Source organism: Rhizobium sp. 768_B6_N1_8, from assembly GCF_051811225.1.
In the GTDB taxonomy this organism is placed as follows: domain Bacteria; phylum Pseudomonadota; class Alphaproteobacteria; order Rhizobiales; family Rhizobiaceae; genus Rhizobium.
Map to the genome: position 1 here is coordinate 2,093,281 of NZ_JBPWPV010000001.1, position 16,213 is coordinate 2,109,493.

Here is a 16,213-nt window from a genome sequence, read left to right on the forward strand (position 1 = left end):
TATTGGCTGAACACATAGGAAGAGCGCATGGCCGACACGCCGATAGCGAGAAACATCGCTGCTCGATGGAATGACGCCAGACGCAGCGAGCGATCTGCCGAACAGGCGCCGATCGTCGTCATCAAGGGCGGTGCCGGAAGCGACCTGCCGGCAAAGCGCCCGCGCGGCGAGGCGCACCATACGGTCTCCATCCATCACCTCCCGGTTCCGGTCCTGCAGCTCGATGCCATGGGTCTCAGGGCGCTCTTCGCCGGATTGAAAGCCAGGGGTGATGCCGAGCACCTGTTGTCGAAGGGCCTATGGCAGGGTGGTATCGCGCAGGCCGGCCTTTTCATCGCCGATGCCAACGAGATGGCTGTTTCTCTTTTAAAGGCCTCTTCGTCAGACGATCTCGTGGGGCCGGCGAGCTACCTGTTTGCGGCTTCGCCCGAGACCATCAAAAGGCTGATGCGCGCCTGGTTTGACGGAACCAAGCTCTTCTCGGAGCCAATGAAGATGCGCAGCTTCAAGGGCGCCGTCCTCGATGTCAAACTGTCGGTTACCTTCCCCTCGGCCGAAAGTCTCGACACATTGCTCGTCGTGCTGGAGGATATCACCGGGCGGAGACAGCCACACGAACACGAGGTCGACCCGCTGCATACGGCGCGTCTTTCCATGCTCGGCAGGCTTGCGACCTCGATCGCCCACGAGGTGAACCAGCCGCTTGCCGCTATCGTCACGGATTGCGAAACCACCATGCGGCACCTCTCGCGCGACGAGCCGAACCTTGCCAAACTCGGCGAGCTTGCCGCGCGCATGGCGGCGAGCGCCCATAGGGCAAGCGAAATCGTCAAGCGCGTCCGGGGCATGGCGAGCGGCCAGACGAACACGCGGATGCCGCTCGATCTCAACGACATCGTCAAGGACGCGCTGTCCTTCGTCGGCCATGAGACCGATATGCACGCGATCCGCCTTTCGGTTGCGTGCGGGCCCGGCCTGCCTGCCTTCCTCGGAGACCGCATCCAGATGCAGCAGGTCGTCGTCAACCTGCTCGTCAATGCCATCGAAGCCGTCGTCAGCAGTGGCAAGCGGCCGCGACGCATCGAGATTGCCACCAGCGAGGCGGACGGGAGGGTCCAATTCTCCATCCGCGACAGCGGTGACGGCATCTCAGCTGCCGATCTCGGCCGCATCTTCGATTGCTTCTATACGACGAAGCAGGACGGCGTCGGCGTCGGCCTCTCCATCTGCCAGTCCATCGTCCTCAACCACGGCGGCGATATCAGCGCCGCCAATGCCGGCGATGGCGGCGCCCTCTTCCGCGTCTCGCTGCCGGCGGGCTGACATTGCGTGATCGGCGTTGTGCATATCGGGACTGACGCCGCACAGAGCCTCCCGACAGCTTTCCTTTGCGGCAGCCGGCCGCTAATGCGTGTGAGCAAAAGCATAGGAAAGGCGCGCCCGATCATGACACGTTCCATCAAGTCCATCGCGGTATTCTGCGGATCGAACTTCGGCGCAACGGAAGATTTCGCCGATGGCGCCCGGGCGCTCGGCCGGGCCATGGCCCGTGAGGGCATCGGCCTCGTCTATGGCGGCACGACAAAGGGCCTGATGGGCGTCGTCGCCGATGCCGTGCTCGAAGCCGGCGGCACGGCGCATGGCGTCATCACCGAAAGCCTGCACCAGCGCGGCCATTCCCACCCGCGCCTGACGACAGACGAAATCACGCCGACCCTGCGCCTGCGCAAACAGCGTATGGCCGAACTTGCCGATGCCTTCATCGCGCTGCCAGGCGGCATCGGCACCATGGAGGAACTGATGGAGGTCTGGACGATGAACCAGCTCTCCGAAATCGACAAACCGGTCGGCCTGCTGAACTCCGCCGGATTTTTCGACGCGTTTCTGCAATTCATCGACCATATGGTGGAAACGAAATTCCTGCCGCCGGCCCATCGATATTCGATTTCGGTCAATGCGGATGCGGATGGGTTGATCGAGGAGCTACGCGCGTTTCAGCGGGTTGAAGTGCCGAAGTGGCTGTAAGGCGCGCTCCCAACCGGATGTTCACCGGGCAAACGAAAGCCGGCGTGCTCTGTTAAAAGCACGCCGGCCAATGACGACCAGTATCAGGCAGCTTCGGCATTCACCGTCGTCTCGGCGATCTCGGACAGCAACTCGTCGGTTGCCTCCTCCTCGTCGAGGGTTTCGGCAAGCAGGGCTGCGACCTCATCGAGGCCGAGACGTTCGGCCCAGGCGAGCATCGTGCCATAGCGGCTGATCTCGTAGTGTTCGACGGCCTGGGCGCCGGCGAGCAGGCCGGCATCGAGTGCAGCCGTTCCCTCGAATTCCGACATCACTTCCTTGCCTTCCTCGATGATGCCGAGAATTGCCTTGCAGGGCTTCTGCTCGGCGGGCTTGTCGATGATGTCGAAGATCTGTTCCAGACGCTCCACATGGGTGGCGGTCTGGGTGGCATGGGTTTGGAAGGCCTCTCTCAGCTCGGTCGCCTGGGCCGCTTCCGCCAGTCTCGGCAGGGCTGTCAGGATCTGCTTTTCTGCGAAGTAGATATCCTTGAGCGTTTCATAGAGAAGATCGTTGAGATTCTTTGGCATGGTCTTGTCCCTTCAGGGGTTGGATCAGGTATTTCTGCCAAACGTGTATTCTTCGACGACGACGGCAGGCTTGGTGCCGGCAACACCGCCGAACCAGGCTGCAACGACGCCGAGCACGAGCGCGAGGAAGCCGAGGAGTGCACCTCTGGAAACGGCCGTGGTCGTGGCCTGCGCTGCAACGAGCGCCTGCTGGCGGGCAGCCTCGACCGTAGCCTTGTAGTTGGCTTCATATTGATCGACCTTGGTGCGCGCCTGATCGACGGGGATGTTCTGGGCCTTGGCCAGAGCATCGGCAGCATGGGCCTTGGCATCATCGACGCCGGCCTGGTTGCCTGTTGCCACGGCCCGCATGGCGGAGACTGCGGCAGTCTGCAGGGCCTGCGGCTCGTTGCCACCGCTCGCATCGCGGATCTGGCGTTCGATATCGCCCATCGGATCGGTGGTCGAGGCAATTGCCGGTACGGCAGCGGTCACAGCAGTCGCCGCACTGTTGCCGACGCCGCTGACCACGCCCGAAAGGCCGCTGAATGCACCGCCGACAAGAGCACCGACGGAGGTTGTCAGAAGATAGAGAATGACGAGCGTCGTCACCGCCCAGGAGGTGATGCCGTGAAAACCGCCCGTGGATTGGCTGGGACGGCCCGAGAGGCGGCTCGCGACATAGGCGCCGATGAAGGCGGCGATAATGCCGGCAACGACGAACCAGAGGCCGCCGATGATGGAAAAGGTGCTGGCGGCCGGATTGTCCGATCTGACGGGATCAAGCACGGCAGCGCCGATACCGACACCAAGCAGGTTCAGAAGAAACTGGGCGGCAAGCGCGAGAACAACGCCGGCAAACACCGCTCCCCACGAGATCTTGTTGAGGGCGCCGGTAAGCGAGGGATCGAAGACCCTGGTATCGGCGGTCACGGCATCGCCGCGCGGCCGGGAGATCGATGGCTGGGCCATCGTTGGCTGGGAGGTGGGCATAGGCATATTCCTTTGGTTCACGCCTGCATCGATGCAGCGTGCTGACTACAGATTCCGCTCGGGTGTTTGCGTGGTGGCCTGCCGGCATTCGCGCGCCATCCTGGGATGGGCGGTGGAGAGCACGGAAAGCCCCGAGATGTTTCAGAGAGAGGGTCTCTCACGACCTGCCGAGGATCTGATGGGTCGGTGGGTGAATCCCTAACAGAAGCGGAGCCGAATAGTTCCGCGCCGGGCGCGTCTTATTGATCGGATGGAGAAATGAAGGTTGCGCAATTTCCGCAACCGGCATGGCGTGGCCACAAAAAAAGCCCGCTTGCAGCGGGCCCTTCCCTGATCGTTTCCGATCTACTTGCTGTTTTTATGGCTCTGCTCGCCGGCCTTGACGTGCTGCTCGTGAGTGCCGCCGCGTGTGCTCGAGCTGCCCTTCGTGTCCGCAGCCTTCTTGGTGGACTTGACGTCGCTGCTCTTGCTCGACTGGCCGGATTTGCCGCTGTCGTTGGAGGCGCTTTGGTTCGGCATGATATTCTCCTTAAGGGTTGAAGCCGGGATCGGCCTCGCACCTCAACCCCCGGGACGCAGCTCTGTTCCATAATCAATTAAGGCAATCGGCGACCGGGATCGGCATTCGTGACGCATTTGGGCTTGAGCCGGAAAGCGAGTGACTGGAAAGCTGCTGTCCATTGCGTGGGCAGCAGACCGGGATGCTCCGCGGCCCCACTGCCAGCATGCTCTACTTTCCCCCAAGCTCCTGCCCGACCAGCGACAGCCAATAGCGCACCCCATGCGCAATCGCCTTGTCGTTGAAATCATAGGCCGGGTGATGCAGACCCGCGCTATCCCCGTTGCCGATCAGGATCATCGCGCCAGGCCGCCTCTCCAGCATGTAAGAGAAATCCTCCGCCCCCATCGACTGCTCGTAAGCCGGATCCACCTGGCTCTCGCCGGCCACCCTTGCAGCCGCCGCAACGATGGCTGACGTCCTCCCGGCATCGTTGACCGTGACAGGATAACCCGGCCGCCAGTCGATCTCGGCTTCCGTCTCGAACAGCTTCGCCGTGCCATGCACGATCTCGCGGAACCGCTGCTCGACGGCCTTCCTCGTATCCGCCTGCATGGTGCGGATCGTACCGCCGAGGCGCACGGAGGCCGGGATGACGTTCAACGCCTTGTCGTTGCCGGCCTCCGAGAAGGTGATGGACACGACGACCGGATCGAAGGGATCGGTGAAGCGCGAGGCGATCGATTGCAGCGCGGTCACCATATGGGCGCTGACGAGAACGGGATCGCGCGTCATGTTCGGCGCAGCCGCATGCCCGCCCTTGCCGTTGATGGTGATGACGAAACGGTCGGCACCCGCCATGAACGGGCCGGCGCGTGTGGCAAAGGAACCGATCTCAAGGCCCGGCTCGTTATGCATGCCATAGACCTCGTCGATGCCGAAACTTTCGAGCAACCCTTCCTCGATCATCACCCGCGCTCCGCCGCCGCCCTCCTCCGCCGGCTGGAAGATCAGCACGACCTTGCCGGAGAAATCCCGGTTTTCGACAAGGCACTTGGCGGTGGCAAGCAACATGGCCGTGTGCCCGTCATGGCCGCAGGCATGCATGCGGTTGGCATTTCTGGAGGCATAGGGAAGATTGGTCTGCTCCGACATCGGCAGCGCATCCATGTCGCAGCGCAGCGCTATCGTCTTGCCGGAACCTTTCGCCCCCTCGATGACGGCGACGACGCCGGTCTTGGCAAGCCCGGTCGTGACATTCTCGCAGCCGAATTCCGCAAGCTTGCCCGCCACGAACGCCGCCGTCTCCGGCAGATCGAAGAGCAGCTCCGGATTCTGATGAATATGCCGGCGCCAGCCCTTGGCCTCTTCGGCGACAGCTTCGATAATGCTCATGGTGGTATCCTCGCGATGTGGCTAGCCTGGCCGTGGGGAGCGGCGGCCGAAGGTAGGTTGGCACGAGATTAGCCGCTGCGGCGGCAATTTGCCAACCGGGGAATGGATCGGGAATAGGAGAGAGCCGGACTTATCGATCGTCGCCGGCCATGCGCGTCCCAAGGCAAAACTCCTTGACCTCAAGTGCACTTAAGGTTGTAGGGAACTTATCGCGGCAAGACAAGATACGTGATTCTCGCAGTTGGGCCGCGGTCAGGATGACGGATGGCTTTCTTCAGATATTCAAAAATTCGGAACTCCAGGGGACGCACGGCGATCGCGGCTATGGCCTCGCAAACCTTTGCAGTTGCGTTCCTCGTGCTTACGTTTCGCGCGATCAGCGCCTATAGCGAAGCATCAACTGATGCCATCTCAGAATTTGTGACAGCGATCGTCGGTTTTGAAACGGGTTTTTCTACGCTGTATTTGCGTGGCCGCTAACGGTTCGACAAGCCGTCCTCGTTTCTGTCGCAGCAGTTGCGCTCGCAGCGTTCTACTGGGCGGTTTCTCCAGAGCCCCAAGACCAGTGGCTTGCCCAAATCATAGCTGGCGCAGGCGCCGGGCTATTGACCGCGGTAGCATTTCGATGGCGCTTCTTCACGCCCCCTGCTTTTCCAAGGGTGCGGTGATGCTTGTATCTAGATAGCCGCCAATGCGTGACATCAAGGCAACTTCTCTCGATCATCGGAAGGCGCAGTAATGGTCAAACTGCTCGGCGATCGCGACCTCATCGGTTACAATATGATGGCTAAGGCAATCGATGTCCTGGAGTTGGCCTTTCGAGCGAGGCTCGATAACAAGATCGTATCGCCACCAAGGCATCACGTCTCCTTCGGAGAGCATGGCGATCTGGTCTTCACGGTGGGAGGGATCCTTGGCGAAGCTCCACTGGCTGGATTCCGTGTGTACGATACGTTTCAGAATTCGAAGCAGTCTCAAATCGTCGCCGTCTGGTCGACGAACGAGGGGACACTGAAAGGCCTGGTTCTCGGGGAACGTCTCGGTGCCATCAGGACCGGCGCAATTGGCGGCGTTGCGATACGGCATCTGAGCTCACAGAATGCGAAGTCTGTCGCCGTAATCGGTAGTGGCGTCCAAGCACGAACTCAGCTTGCTGCGGCCGTAGCAGTCAGAACTATATCCTCTGTTCGTGTGTACAGCCGGGATGTGGTCAACAGAAAAGCTTTCGCCGAAGAGATGCAACGCAATCTCAGTGTAGAGGTCACGCCCGTCGAAACTGTTGCCAAGGCGACGATGGATGCCGACATCGTTATCTGCGCGACCTCGAGTAGGACCCCAATCCTACATGCTGCAGATCTAGCGCCAGGCGCTCACGTCAATACCGTTGGCCCCAAGCTTGTTGGAGGGCATGAAATTGGGCTCGACGTCGCCGATACTGCCGAGATCATAGCCACCGATGCGCCTGAACAAGTGCAATCCTACGCGTCGCCTTTTTTTCTCGCTGGCACGCAACACGAAAATCGAATGGTCGATCTGGCCGAGTTGGTTTCTATGCCCGGAAAGACCCGGTCCTCGTCAGAGGACATAACTCTATTCTGCTCTGTTGGGCTCGCCGGAACCGAAGTATTGCTGGCATTTGTTCTGCTCGACGCATTTCGACCTCATAGATATTCCTTCGGCGTGCGCGCGGTGGCTGGATTCCCGTGACATCCCTCGCGCTGGTGCGGGCACACAGGAATCAAGGAGGTATATGGGGGCCTCCCCGGCAGCATTCATCCCACCGCGCCGGGATATGCCGAAGCGAACGATGTAATTTTGACTAAGCTCTCGAGGCCACGCGCGCGTCCGGCGCGTGGCCTCGAGACAAGATTGGGCTCAATGCTATGCTCAAGGCAGAACTTCATGGCTGCCTTTCCGATACGCAGCAACCGTCATCCACACAGCCGACAGCAGGAAATAGAAGGCACCGAACCCGGCATAGGGCGCAATGTCGAGGATGCTCGGCGGCGTGGTGCCGAACGACTGGCTGATCATGAAACCGCCGGCGAGCGTGGATTGCGCACCGCTGAGGACCATCGCCCATTGCGCGCCGTAGATGCGCCAGCGCCGCGCGCCTGCCGAAAGCTGCAGGAGGCCGGAAAGGATGGCCCAGACGCCGAAGACTGCGAGCACGGCATAGGTGCTGTTCAGGACGGCTATGATGACGGCAAGCGTGGTGATCGTGCTGACGGCGACGTTGAACGTCTGGGCGGGATTGGCCTTCAAGCCACCGTTCGAGCGGGCGTCCACGAGGTTTGCCGCCGCATCCCAGGCCGGGTAGATGACGAGCAGCAGGGAAGCGAGCGCCGACTGTCCGCCTGAAAGAATGGCGGCGATGATCCAGCCGATCGAGAACAGCGCACGGACGAAATAATAGGATCGCAACCAGCTCGATTGCGGGGAAGATTGGTTTTGCATGACAGGCTCCTTGTTTGTCTTCCTACTAGTAGGTAGCTAGACTTAAAGAGTCAACCGTCAAACGCCGCTGCCCTCTGCCGGCTGGAACACATGCGCGTGAGCGAGCCCGCTGTGCCAAACTTGACAGCCTTCCTACCCGCAGATAGGCAAGCTGCATGGAACAGACGACCTCGGAAAAGATCCTTGATGTAGCGCAGTCCCTCGTCGTGGCGGGAGGCTATAACGGCTTCAGCTATGCCGATATTTCCGATGCGGTCGGCATCCGCAAGGCGAGCATCCACCACCATTTCCCCACCAAGGCCGAGCTCGTGCAGGTCCTGGTTGACCGCTATACGCAGCGCGCCGAATCTGGCCTGAAGTCGCTGCGCGAGCACGTCCCCGGCCCTGTCGAGCAGCTGCAGGCCTATCTGAACTACTGGCAGAAATGCATCCTCGACGCGTCGGAGCCCTTCTGCGTCTGCGCCATGCTCGCGGCCGAAATACAGATGCTGCCGGAGCCGGTCGCAGCCCATGTGCGCCGGCATTTCGAGAACCTGGCAGCCTGGCTGACATCGGTGCTGAAGGCCGGTGTGGAGAAGAAGCTCTTCCGGCTCGCCAGATCGCCCGAGGAAGAAGCGCAGATCCTGATGGCGTCAGTTCATGGCGCAATGCTATCGGCCCGCGCGCTTGGCGAGCCCAGCCTCTTTGCCGCGATTGTCGGCCCGCAGATCGCCAGACTTAAGGCGTAGAAACACTCAGGTATAGAAGCGGCAGCCGCGCCATCCCGATGGACCACATGCGTAAAGCCTGATGGCATCTGCGCGATGGCGATCATCATCTCAGCAAGATTGATTTCTTCCGGGCTACGGGCTTGCGCGGCGTCAGCGGCAGGCCGGCATCGCAATTCCGCTTAACAAGGGTGTCGGTGACGGACTCGTCTGCATAGGTCTCCTGCGTCCGGATATAGACCGCCGACAGGCTCGGATCGAGGGAAAGCGCTTGCCGAACCAGGAATTCAGCCTTTCCAGCGTCGCCGCAGGCCATGCTCGCGGCAACCTGGTAGAGCGACTTGCGCCTGGTCTGGAAGGGCAGCGTCAGGGCGACGCGCATCATCTCTTCGAAACGGCTCAACGCGTAGAGGGCCGCCACCCGTTCTTCGGTGATCCAGACCGGCAGGAACGGATCAAGCGTCTCGGCACGATCAAGCATTTCGAGGGCGTGCTCGGCCTCCCCGGCATAGACATAGAACGCCGCGCTGCGGCCGAGAATATAGGCGTCGTTCGGAGCGAGTTCGTGGGCACGAATGTGATGGTAACGCGACGAAACGAAGTCGCCCGATTTCATCTTGATCGCACCCATGATGCGATGGGCTTCCGGGTCGGACGGGTCGAGGGCGAGTGCGTGCGCGACCTGCTGTTCGGCCCTATTGAGGTCAAAGCTTGGCAGGTTGCTCCACGAGCAGACATGCATTGCGAAGGGACGGCCGAAACCGGGGTCAGCCGCCATTGATCGCTCAAACCAGGCCATGGCTTCGTGGACGTGAATATCCGACACGCCAACCAGGCGGTGATGGTCGAGACCACGCAGATAATACTCATAGGCCGTCATATTCTCCGGGCGCTTCAGCCGTGCTGCCGCAAGTTCCGACTGCTCGATCCGTCCGGACACCGTTGCTGCAACACGAGCGATGATCTCGTCCAGCACATCGAGCAACTCGCGAAACGGACGCCTGATACGATCCGACCAGATGACGAGCCCCTCTCCCGTCTCGGTAAGCGCGATGTTGACCCGCAGGTCGTCGCCCACCTGCCGGATCGAGCCGCTGATAACGTAGCCGACGCCGAGAAGGCGGCCGATTTCGACGGGATCTTTCGTCGTCAGCGCGGTTGCCGCCGAGCGCGAACTGACAAACAGGCCCCTCAGGCGGCTGAGTTCGAGCGTTAGATCGTCGGTAATGCCCTCCGCCAGGAAACATTGATCTGCGATAGCGCCGGGTGCCACGTCGAACCGCGCCACTGCAATCGAGTTGGTCCGTGGGGATTGGGCAGCATTGGGGGCGGATCGCGTCGGAGCGAACTGGAAGACGTGACGGTCCACCAGTTCGGTGACCCGATAGATCCGGATCGGCTCCAAAATTCCCTTCAGCTGCCTTTCGCCGATGTCTTCGAATCCGCAAGGCGAGACCCGCCGGACCTGGTCGTAAAGCAGCCCTGAAACCTCGATTGCGCCAGGTGGCGCAGACGCCTCGATGCGCGCGGCGATGTTCACCCCATCGCCGCGCAGGTCCGAGCCTACGACGACGACGTCGGCGAGATGGAGGCCGAACCGCATGTCGCCGCCGCTCGCCCCAGGAAGGGCAGCGATCTCGGCGCGCGCCTCGATGGCGGACCTGAGCGCATTGACGGGGCTCCCGAACTCGGCAAGCAGCGCGTCACCCGCCGTGCCGAAGACACGGCCGTCATGGCGCTGGACGACCATGCGAACAGTCTCGAGGATAGTGTCAATCCGGGCAATCGCGCCTTCCTCATCCGATTCCATTGCGGTGGTGGAGCCGACGAAATCCCCGACCATGATCGTAGCCAGCTTGCGCTGCATTCTCGATCCCTCCCGCAACAGAAGCACGCGATGACGCAATGTAGCACATTCGCGGGCGCGGATGTTTTGCGATTGGCAACGGTGGCGACGCGGTGGCAAGCCGGTGGGCCGTTGGCCGCTTCCGGCACATGGTCGCGGACGATCCGCGCTTTGACGGTCGACTACAACGTGCGCGTTCGCCCGAACGACCGCAGAAGAAGATTAAGAGAGACCGCGACTTTATCGATGTCGCGAATGTCCTGCGAATATTGACCAGTGTAGAGTTTCACAATCATGCTGTCGCGAGCAGAGTCACCGAGTTCGAAATGCAGGTGCAGGTAGTAAGATTGCTTGTCACCGCTGCGACTTATGGTCCTGCGTCGTTGGGTGACCTGTCTGAGTTCTGATTTGAACGGAGCAAAGCCGGGCAGTTTAAGCACGACGGATTTGGATTGAAATCGGGCCATGGTAGGGACTGCAACGACCGCCTTGTCCAGTGCCAGACTTACGATTTGGCCAGGGACATCGTCTACGATCGCGGGTTCATCGAGCTTGAACGCATGAAACAGGCGCCGGGGTTTCTCAAAGCAGATGAGTGACGCGATGAGCAAGACGACGATATTGATACCTGACCACCAGGCCGCGACCGGTGAAAACTGGCCATGCACGTGCGACGTTTCCGGTACGATGTTGACCAGCAGACCAGAGACGGTGACCGTAATCATGCTTGCGATCCAGGCGAAGCTGTAGCGGTCGAACTGGTTTGACTCGTTGCCACTGCCCTTTGGCGTCACCCTGAACGGCTTGCCAAATGGTCGCACCAGGCTGGAGACCACGGTAGGCAACATGCGAAATGTCGCAAAGGTCCCGACGGCACTGGAAATCACAGGCAGATAGCGCGTCGGGGTGATCCACAGCATAAGCATAAAATACGCCGCCAGCAGGGGCACCTGATGAGCCACATAGTCGGCTATATCAGTGAAATAAAGCGGGATCAGGCCGAGCCAGAGATAGACGATGGGAACGAGCAATATCATGAAGCGGACCAGATATTGCACGAGCCATGATGCTGGCAGGAACATGATCCGTTGAAAGAGCGTCAATCCCGGGCCGCGCAACGGGCCATTATAAAGGTAAAGGGTTTGAATTCCTCCCTGACACCACCGTTCGCGCTGCACAAAATAGCCGGTCAGGTTTTCGGCAGCCAGTCCCATCGACAGCCGCTCATTCAGGTAGCGGGTCTTGTAGCCTTTGTTGAGCATCGAAAGAGTGGTCAGCAGGTCTTCTGTGATCGACTCCGTCGGAAAACCGCCTATTGCGTCGACGGACTTGCGGCGGGCAATCGAGCATGACCCGCAGCAGAAGCTGACGTCCCAGGCGTCTCTGCTGGGCGCGATCTCGTCGAAGAACAAGCGCTGCTCGTCCGGCCAGATATTCTCCAAACCCAGGTTCGATTGCACCGGATCGACATTGAAGAAATGTTGAGGTGTCTGGACGATGCCGATGCTTTCATCGCTGAAGAAGGGCAGAGTCCGGCGAAGAAAATGTCGATAGGGAACAAAATCGGCGTCGAAGACTGCAATAAACTCGCCCGAGCTGACCTTCAGCCCATTGTTCATATTGCCTGCTTTGGCATGGCTGTTGTCGCCGCGAGTGACGTGGATGGCGTTCTTCTCCTCGCAATAGGCCTTCAGCCAGTCTCGGCGTTGATCGTCAAGCACATACACATTCAATTTGTCGGAAGGATAATCCAGCGACAGAGCGCCGACGATGGTTCGCTCGAGCACGTCGAGCGGCTCATTATAGGTGGGAATGAAAACATCGACAGTCGGAAGTTCACGTTGCTCTCGCGCAAAGAAAACGCGAGCCAGCCTGTCCGCTTCTGCGCTCCGGTCGACGTAGCGGCTCATCAATACCAGAAAAAGGATGACCTCGACGCACGCGAGAATCTCCACGACGAAGAGGATCCAAACCCAGTAGAAATTCGCACCGTCGTTGGGATAGGGAAGCACTGTCTCCGTCAAGCGCCAGAACATGTATCGCAATGCGACTGCTGCGACAAACGCGCAGGTCACCGCCCGTGTCCAGGTGTGATGGCGCGACCAATTGAACGGCCCCAGGAAAAAGAAGGCTAAAACGAGAAAGGTCGGAGCCAGCGCTACAAGATACTGAACCACAGGCTTTTGACCCAGTTGGACACGTCGATGCCGTGCTTGGAAAACCGTACCTGCACTGTGCGCCCCACTTGGCAGGAATTCGCAAAATCGTCGTTCATGACGGATGGATCAAGGCGAACCAAAATACGGGCATTGCGCTGTGTCGACGGCGGCAAACTGGCGGCAAAGGAATCGGTCTCGAACGAAGCCGAGTTGCCTCTGACGGAAATGACCGTGCCCTTGAAGACATCGCTGCGGCCGAATAAGCGCACCTGCGCGACAAGACCAGGATAGATCTCGTCATAATTGACCTCGGGAACAAGGATATCCACAAACAGCTCTCGACAGTCGAGGAGGCGCATCAGTTCGTCGTTCAGCACGACGTTCGAACCGTTGACGATACTCCTGCTCCAAACAACGCCGTCGAACGGCGCTATCGCGGTTGCGGATTCAAGGCTGCCGACACGGTTTCCCTCTTCGACCAACTGCTTTTGAACTTCAGTGGCTTTTGTCTCATTTTCCGCTATGCGTGAGTTCAAGTCGTTGATGCGAACGACAACCTCGTCCTCGCGCTGTCGCGAATAAGGCACGTCATTCTGTCCGTCGCCGAAGACAAAGATTCCCTGGCGGACCGCATTGAGCCTTTGTTGCAATTGATCGACGGTTAGATTGCTGATTTCGACTTCGCCGCCGGTTGCAGCTCCCGCGGCGCGCGCGGCCTCAACCAGCTTCTGCGTGAGTATGCCTTTTGACTCGAGCTCCATCCGACGGTTCAGGTCGACTTGCGCGACCAGATCCTGCGCTTGCGACACCTCGACTTTCTTCCGCAGGATTTCGACTTCGCGTTCGAGATTGGCAATGGTAGTCTGCTTGTAGACTTCCAATCTGGCAGATAATTCTCCGCGAAGCGCGGAAAGCTCCTCCCGTTCCTTTTTTAGTGCTGCGACGCGGTCGAGTGCGGTGTTGCGATCTGCCTCGAGCGAAGCGAGGATTGCGCGATTGACGCGCGTATTTTTGATTTCTGCGAGGGATTGTCCCGCTCTGACCGGGCTGCCGACCTTGAGGGGTTCTTCCGCAATCGTGCCGTCGATAGGAGCATTGACAAAAGCGAACCGCGCATTGACGGTGCCATCAAGGCTCGTAAAGCCGGTAATCGCTGGCAATGAGACGACGGCGATGATTGCCAGCAGCAGCAGACCAACGGTGATGCGTGTGATGCGATTGTTCCAGATCATGGTGTCATCCGAAGGTATCGCTTCGCCATCCATTGACCTATCGATCTGGTACAATGAATGCAACTAAATCTTGCATAATTTAACGCAGCGAAACCTAATAGACAAGTGATGGTCGTATACGTTCGGCAGAAACAGGTCAGCCATGGAAGAAGCGCCGCATTGAAAGCCTGCAGCGCCCATTAAGGGCTCCGGAACTCGGCGCCGAATCCAGGTTTTCTGTCAACCTGCAACGGCACACGTTTACGCCGGCTCTTTATGGCGCTTGCGCGCCACTGCAGATGCGCACTTGTGCCTCGGTTGCCGGCCCTCTCCGGCCAGGCAGGCGCAGCTTGAGAGAGATCAAGGAAAAATCCTGTTACTGTGCCAAATTCCCGGGCGCGTAACAGGTGTCGGGCAACGATTTCAAAGCATCGATCCTGCGCACCCGAAAGGAAAATGGGAGGCGTGCGACCATGAGCGTTCTGGACGAGACGAAGGCTCACCCCCGAATTCGCATTTTCGGGGAATTGCCAACATGGATGCCCAGCATCGGCGTGAGATCGACGATCATGGCGTCGGCATCGCTCATCGGTCTGTTGGTGGCTCTCTGTCTCTTCCTGCTGGGCTACGGTTCTGCAAGCCGGTTCGTGCTGGCGGCAAGCACCTGCACTGCTCTCGCATTCCTGTTGATCGACATCTTTGCCAAACTCAGAAACGGCGATCTCGGTCTCGACCTGATCGCCGCGCTCGCAATGGCCGCGACCCTCTGGTTCGGCGAATATCTTGCCGGAGCGATCGTCGCCCTCATGTATGCCGGCGGCCAGTTTCTGGAAGCCTATGCGCATCGGCGTGCCGACGAAGGCATGACGGCCCTGTTGGCGCAGGTGCCGCGAACGGCACTTCGCCTGCGCCAGAATGGTATCGAGGAAGTCCCCATTCCGGAACTTGCTGTGGGTGATGTGCTGATGATCCGCAGAGGCGACGTCATCCCCGCAGACGGCACGCTGATGACAGGCCATGCATCGATCGATCAATCCGTCCTGACCGGCGAGGCCTTTCCGGTCGCCGTCTCCAGTGGCGAGCGGATTTCGAGCGGCGCCACCAATGCCGGGGACGCGGTCGAGATCAGGGTGGAAAGCCGCGCCGAGGACAGCACCTATTCCGGCATCGTCAAACTGGTCGAGGCATCGAAGCGTTCCAAGGCGCAGATAGCGCGGCTGGCCGATCGATATGCGATCACCTTTCTTCTGCTGACGCTGGCAATCGCGCTCGGCGCCGCCATCCTGTCCGGTGACATGGCGCGCATCGTCGCGGTTCTCGTCGTTGCGACCCCCTGCCCGCTGATCCTGGCCGTTCCCGTCGCCCTTGCGGCCGGAACCTCGAAGGCAGCAAAGGCGGGCGTGCTGGTGAAGGGCGCAGGGCCGCTGGAGATCCTGGCCGACGCCTCCGTCGCGGTCTTTGACAAGACCGGCACGCTGACGGCGGGCGATCCCGAGGTCGTATCCATCGATGGGCCGGAAGGCCCAGACAGGATCTTGCGGCTTGCCGCCTCGCTGGACCAGGCATCCTCGCATGTCGTCGGCCGCGCGATCGTCAGGGAGGCGCAGAGACGCCAGTTGGTCCTGTCACGCCCTGTGGAGGTGACGGAACTTCCGGGCGCCGGCATCTCCGGGCTTGTCGACGGTATCAGGGTGAGCGTTGGCGGCGATACCTATTTCACGCCCGAGGGCAAGCCGCCCCGTGCCCCCGAGAAAAAAGGCACAATGCAGGCAAGCGTCTTCATCAATGGCCGGCTTGCAGGCGAAATCGGCTTCGAGGATCGCCTGCGCGGCGATGCCGTCGAACTTGTGGCCAAACTCCGCAAGTTGGGTTTTGGCAGGATCGTGCTTGCGAGCGGCGATGAGCGCAGCGTCGCTGCCGCCATTGCCGGCTCCCTGTCGCTGGATGCCGTCGAGGCGCGATTGTCCCCCGTCGAGAAGGTCGAGGTCATCGCCAGGGAACGCGCGGCGAGTAAACGCCTGGGCGGAAAGGTTCTCATGGTCGGCGATGGCGTCAACGATGCTCCAGCACTCGCAGCCGCCGATGTCGGCATCGCCGTCGGCGCCACCAATCTTGCGGCCGCAGCCGAAGCCGCTGACATCGTCCTGATCCGCAACGATCTGGGTAGGATCGCCTCGGCCATCGAAATAGCCAGACGCTCCCGCGCCATCGCGGTCCAGAGCATTTTCGCGGGCATCGGCCTCTCGCTCGTCGCCATGATCTTCGCCGGCGCCGGCTTCCTGCCGCCGGTCACGGGGGCCATGCTGCAGGAGGTAATCGATGTGGCCGTGATCCTGAATGCGCTGCGGGCGCTGCGCTAGTCAATCAACGAGT

General features: G+C 60.4%; 14 protein-coding genes. 6 read left to right on the top strand and 8 right to left on the bottom strand.

Annotated elements, in window-relative coordinates:
- The first annotated feature begins 27 nt into the window (after nt 1-27).
- Nucleotides 28-1,323, top strand: coding sequence for a sensor histidine kinase (locus tag AB8B33_RS10720; RefSeq protein WP_439015345.1), 1,296 nt, complete (start codon nt 28-30; stop codon nt 1,321-1,323).
- 123 nt (nt 1,324-1,446) lie between these two features.
- Complete coding sequence (locus tag AB8B33_RS10725) at nt 1,447-2,025, top strand: TIGR00730 family Rossman fold protein (RefSeq protein ID WP_310388379.1); 579 nt, start codon at nt 1,447-1,449, stop codon at nt 2,023-2,025.
- Between the two features lie 83 nt (nt 2,026-2,108).
- Here the strand turns inward: AB8B33_RS10725 and AB8B33_RS10730 are convergent, their stop codons facing one another.
- The 4 genes from AB8B33_RS10730 to AB8B33_RS10745 form a co-directional block, all read right to left on the bottom strand.
- Nucleotides 2,109-2,594, bottom strand: coding sequence for a YciE/YciF ferroxidase family protein (locus AB8B33_RS10730; RefSeq protein WP_113184288.1), 486 nt, complete (start codon nt 2,592-2,594; stop codon nt 2,109-2,111).
- 24 nt (nt 2,595-2,618) lie between these two features.
- Nucleotides 2,619-3,545 (bottom strand): PhnA-like protein, encoded by a 927-nt coding sequence (locus tag AB8B33_RS10735; protein WP_439017229.1) that lies wholly within the window; start codon nt 3,543-3,545, stop codon nt 2,619-2,621.
- A gap of 366 nt (nt 3,546-3,911) precedes the next feature.
- On the bottom strand, nt 3,912-4,085 hold the full coding sequence (locus AB8B33_RS10740; protein ID WP_439015346.1) for a hypothetical protein: 174 nt from the start codon (nt 4,083-4,085) through the stop codon (nt 3,912-3,914).
- 211 nt (nt 4,086-4,296) lie between these two features.
- Entirely contained in the window at nt 4,297-5,460 is a 1,164-nt protein-coding gene (locus AB8B33_RS10745; protein ID WP_439015347.1) for a M20 aminoacylase family protein, read from the bottom strand.
- Between the two features lie 264 nt (nt 5,461-5,724).
- Here AB8B33_RS10745 and AB8B33_RS10750 point away from each other — a divergent pair, with 264 nt between their 5' ends.
- Together AB8B33_RS10750 and AB8B33_RS10755 are read left to right on the top strand one after the other, a co-directional pair.
- Nucleotides 5,725-5,940 (top strand): hypothetical protein, encoded by a 216-nt coding sequence (locus AB8B33_RS10750; RefSeq protein WP_439015348.1) that lies wholly within the window; start codon nt 5,725-5,727, stop codon nt 5,938-5,940.
- A gap of 258 nt (nt 5,941-6,198) precedes the next feature.
- Nucleotides 6,199-7,167 (top strand): ornithine cyclodeaminase family protein, encoded by a 969-nt coding sequence (locus AB8B33_RS10755; RefSeq protein WP_439015349.1) that lies wholly within the window; start codon nt 6,199-6,201, stop codon nt 7,165-7,167.
- 180 nt (nt 7,168-7,347) lie between these two features.
- Here the strand turns inward: AB8B33_RS10755 and AB8B33_RS10760 are convergent, their stop codons facing one another.
- Complete coding sequence (locus AB8B33_RS10760) at nt 7,348-7,917, bottom strand: DUF308 domain-containing protein (RefSeq protein WP_439015350.1); 570 nt, start codon at nt 7,915-7,917, stop codon at nt 7,348-7,350.
- Between the two features lie 155 nt (nt 7,918-8,072).
- On the opposite strand from AB8B33_RS10760, the gene AB8B33_RS10765 reads away from it, so the two are divergent.
- The gene (locus AB8B33_RS10765) at nt 8,073-8,645 is read left to right on the top strand and encodes a TetR/AcrR family transcriptional regulator (RefSeq protein WP_439015351.1); all 573 of its coding nucleotides are present in this window, start codon (nt 8,073-8,075) and stop codon (nt 8,643-8,645) included.
- An 85-nt stretch (nt 8,646-8,730) separates the two neighbouring features.
- On the opposite strand, the gene AB8B33_RS10770 is transcribed toward AB8B33_RS10765, so the two are convergent.
- From AB8B33_RS10770 to AB8B33_RS10780, 3 genes are all read right to left on the bottom strand, one after another.
- Nucleotides 8,731-10,491 carry an adenylate/guanylate cyclase domain-containing protein gene (locus AB8B33_RS10770; RefSeq protein WP_439015352.1) on the bottom strand — a complete coding sequence of 587 codons (1,761 nt, stop codon included), beginning with the start codon at nt 10,489-10,491 and terminating at the stop codon, nt 8,731-8,733.
- Between the two features lie 161 nt (nt 10,492-10,652).
- Nucleotides 10,653-12,647 (bottom strand): glycosyltransferase, encoded by a 1,995-nt coding sequence (locus AB8B33_RS10775; RefSeq protein ID WP_439015353.1) that lies wholly within the window; start codon nt 12,645-12,647, stop codon nt 10,653-10,655.
- Nucleotides 12,629-13,861, bottom strand: coding sequence for an HlyD family secretion protein (locus tag AB8B33_RS10780; protein WP_439015354.1), 1,233 nt, complete (start codon nt 13,859-13,861; stop codon nt 12,629-12,631). Before AB8B33_RS10780 ends, AB8B33_RS10775 begins: the two co-directional genes overlap by 19 nt.
- A 518-nt stretch (nt 13,862-14,379) precedes the next feature.
- On the opposite strand from AB8B33_RS10780, the gene AB8B33_RS10785 reads away from it, so the two are divergent.
- Nucleotides 14,380-16,200 carry a heavy metal translocating P-type ATPase gene (locus AB8B33_RS10785; RefSeq protein ID WP_439017230.1) on the top strand — a complete coding sequence of 607 codons (1,821 nt, stop codon included), beginning with the start codon at nt 14,380-14,382 and terminating at the stop codon, nt 16,198-16,200.
- The last annotated feature ends 13 nt before the right edge of the window (nt 16,201-16,213 follow it).